Annotated in this window: 3 protein-coding genes and 2 pseudogenes; all 5 read right to left on the reverse strand. The window is 58.3% G+C overall.

What is annotated here, in order from left to right:
- Nucleotides 1-117: 117 nt before the first annotated feature.
- A pseudogene (locus AWB81_RS49060) lies at nucleotides 118-980 on the reverse strand (LysR substrate-binding domain-containing protein); the annotation flags it as partial.
- A gap of 433 nt (nucleotides 981-1,413) precedes the next feature.
- Nucleotides 1,414-1,656 (reverse strand): hypothetical protein, encoded by a 243-nt coding sequence (locus AWB81_RS47945; RefSeq protein WP_062644282.1) that lies wholly within the window; start codon nucleotides 1,654-1,656, stop codon nucleotides 1,414-1,416.
- Nucleotides 1,644-1,949, reverse strand: coding sequence for a hypothetical protein (locus tag AWB81_RS47950; RefSeq protein WP_062644283.1), 306 nt, complete (start codon nucleotides 1,947-1,949; stop codon nucleotides 1,644-1,646). The genes AWB81_RS47945 and AWB81_RS47950 overlap by 13 nt, the downstream gene beginning before the upstream one ends.
- A 123-nt stretch (nucleotides 1,950-2,072) precedes the next feature.
- Nucleotides 2,073-2,762 carry an HD domain-containing protein gene (locus AWB81_RS41530; protein ID WP_087135588.1) on the reverse strand — a complete coding sequence of 230 codons (690 nt, stop codon included), beginning with the start codon at nucleotides 2,760-2,762 and terminating at the stop codon, nucleotides 2,073-2,075.
- A gap of 175 nt (nucleotides 2,763-2,937) precedes the next feature.
- Nucleotides 2,938-3,057 (reverse strand): annotated as a pseudogene (locus AWB81_RS45490) (IS30 family transposase); the annotation flags it as partial.

The following is a 3,057-nucleotide window of genomic DNA, read 5'->3' on the forward strand; positions in this document are numbered from 1 at the left end:
AGCGGCGCTTTTGTATCTGGACGGAATCTTAGGGAAGCTAGAAAAAAGGTGAATGCTAGTCCTGCATATGGTTATGCAAGTTATGCATAACGCGAACATCCCTGTCCTGCGGCCCCCGGAAGCGCGTCGAAGGTGGCGCCATACGACTCCAGAAATTCGCTGTGGTTCGATGCATCTCGGTACACCCGTAGCTGGACATCACTGCCACTTTGCCGTTCCAGCCGGCACCAGCTCGCCGACATCGAGCTCGGCAAGCATGGAGCTTCCCGTCTGGCATGTGACGCCCTCGCCTTCAAGAACGAGCTTCTCGACCACTTCCCCCATGTCCGATTCGTAATGAAGCCGCAAGGCGGGAGCCGCGTTGGCATGGGCGAGCAGGACTGCGAGGCAGCGTCCGAAGTAACTGGTCTCCGTGTAGGAGATGAGCGCTAAAGGACGGTCGTTCGTGCCGGGCAGGCGGTATGCGGGAGCGCTTCGCTTGCAGAAAGGCATGAAGGTGTCGCGCCCACGGTGAGGTACTTGTATCGCATCGGGTCCAGATGCAGCGGCAGCTCGGGATGGTGATAAGCGAACATCAGCTCGCAGTTTCCGTTGACGAGCATCAGGATCGAATCGGACGTTGGCCGGAATGACACCGGCGCGCACCTCATCGAAAATGCGCGGCAAGCGCACGCAACCACGCGGGCAGGAAGTTGAGCGCGATGGTATGGCCTGCTGTGATCTGCACCCCCTTGCCGGCGATGCACTGCTCGGTGCGGATGATGGCGCGCGTGTCGAACAGCTTCTCGATGATGTCCTCGAGGCCCCGCTGGCGTTAATGTAGGCGGAAATCTGCTTCGATTGATGAGGTCGGCGCCAACCCACTGCTCCCGCGACTCAATTCCCTTGCTGAACCCGGACTGCGTCACGTTACGAAATGCCGCCGCGCGTGAAAAGCTTCGATATTGCGCGAGCGCGATGAAGCCTTCGATCCACTTGATTCTATGGCCTGTTCATATCGCGGGTTTCAGATCTGTTCACCAGGCCTTCCGCGATCCAGGACCTGTTTGCCCACCTTGGGCAACTCATTGCCACCGCGAACCATGAAGAGTCCTCCCTGACGTGGCCGATGCATCGTTCCGCCGCCAATCTTATATGTATTCGCCGCAACTGGCGGCAGTCGAGCGCAGATCCGGTTCGGTGAGCAATCCGCCATCACGCTAGCCGACTTCCCGGTCGAGGCTGTCGGCGCAGTCCAGATGTACATGGCGACAACGACTACTGTCTTCTGCTAGCCACGCGATGGGTACTGGAAAGCTTTTACGTTCGTCGCGTCAACCGTCCAGAAAAAGGAGCATGAGCTAACCGCAGGCCGCATTCGCGAAGCTCTCAGGTCGCTAGGCGCGATCGGTCACAGACCGTGGCGTACACCAGTTATTTTCCGGTAGCCCAGTGGGGGTTGCGCATCAGCTTGCTGAAGTCCCGACGGACGAAACTGGAATCCTTGTAGGCCATGACATCGGCCAGACCGGTGCCTTGAGTTGTCTCGGGGCGATGCTTGAGGCTGTCGTACAGGGAAAGTCTCCGGCAAAATGCGGGCGGATGCGGGTGAGCCGCCTCGACAGCGTCCCGCTGCGCGGAGGTGAAGTCGTCATAGCCTGCGCCTACGAGGTCCATGTTGGCGCCTTCGGCAAGAGTGCGGCGATGGAAAACAGCTGCGGAGAAATTCCATTTGTCGTGTGCAGCGCGATCGCAAACCAGATTCTCTGGCTATCAATGAGCTGCGCTGCGTCGCGCGCCAGTTTGCTGTCGGGGATTCTTATGCTAGCAGCTTCACCGCCCTGGCTCGTCGTCGTTTGATTCAATCTGGGCGTAGGCGTATCCGCGCGACTGTCTGGCGCCAGCACAGTCCCGGCAACGATGATGGCGAAAGCCGCGCAAGCGGCCGTGATGGTAGTACTGACCTTCATAATCTGTTTCCCTTTCAATATATCGACTGAGCGCTGACCGTTCCTTCAACGGCAAAAAGGTTGAGCGCCCGACGACCGAAATACGGGGGCGCGAGATATGGTGGATGGACCGCAACCCGGCTCTCAACGATCGGGCTTTGAGCGGGTAGTTGGCTGCTCCCAACTGGAGTTCAGAATGATGCTGCACAGGTTTGCCCGCTCGAATCCTGGATCGTTGTAGGCGAGGAAATCGTCGTTGAACGTGCCGAATGTGCTGCCTGGCCGATGCTTCATACCGTGATAGAAAGCATCGATCATCCTGGCCGCAAAATCTGCGCCGCGGGGATATGCATGAAGCACCGCCGTGCGTTGCTCGTCTGTGAACTGCTCAAAGCCGCGTCCCGCCACGTCCATTCCGGCTCCGGCTTGCACTAGCGCGATTTCCCCGTGCATGTGCTCCGGAATGCCCGGAGTCGTATGGAGCGCCACAGCCGTCCAAACCCTATCTATGTCTTCCTGGGAAATATGATGGCGTCGCAGAAAATCGCGCGCGGCGTTCGCGCCATCCACTTCGAAACGAAGTTGACTCTCGCGATAGGTCGGTGTCAGCCCGATATCGTGAAACATGGCTGCGACGTAAAGCAGTTCGGGGTCGAAGGTCAGGTTTTTCTGTTTTCCGAGTAGAGCGCCCCACAGATACACGCGAACGGAGTGATTGAAAAGCAATTCGTTTTCCGTATCGCGAATGAGCTGCGTGACCTCACGCGCCACTCTACTGTCAGGAATCACGGCGCTGGACATTCCGTTAGTCGACACAGTCTTATCTCCCTTCATCTGCTAACACAATCCTAGACGGTGCGGGTCCGAATCGGAGGTTTTTCCGTCTGCACGGCAAAACGTGTCTGGATATTTCAGACGGGAAACGCGGCCTCGCTAACCCGGTTTCGGTCGATTCCGAACCGCTCCGGCCTGGTGCCCCGGTTTCACGAGAACTGATTGGCACCGCCTTTCACCGGGAACGATACGCTTCCCTCGGGTCATACAACAGCCCCTGAGTTGCGCGCGGCCGGCTGTTCAAGCTGTCGGCGATAGCATCGAGTTCGTCCTGACTGTAGACCGAGAGGTCAGA

It is taken from the genome of Caballeronia arationis, from assembly GCF_001544975.2.
GTDB classification, from domain to species: Bacteria; Pseudomonadota; Gammaproteobacteria; order Burkholderiales; family Burkholderiaceae; genus Caballeronia; species Caballeronia arationis.

Bases quoted from the DNA above. Each gene is read 5' to 3' on its own strand.
- AWB81_RS47945 (WP_062644282.1), bottom strand. From the start codon at position 1,656: ATGGACCTCGTAGGCGCAGGCTATGACGACTTCACCTCCGCGCAGCGG.
- AWB81_RS47950 (WP_062644283.1), bottom strand. From the start codon at position 1,949: ATGAAGGTCAGTACTACCATCACGGCCGCTTGCGCGGCTTTCGCCATC.
- AWB81_RS41530 (WP_087135588.1), bottom strand. From the start codon at position 2,762: ATGAAGGGAGATAAGACTGTGTCGACTAACGGAATGTCCAGCGCCGTG.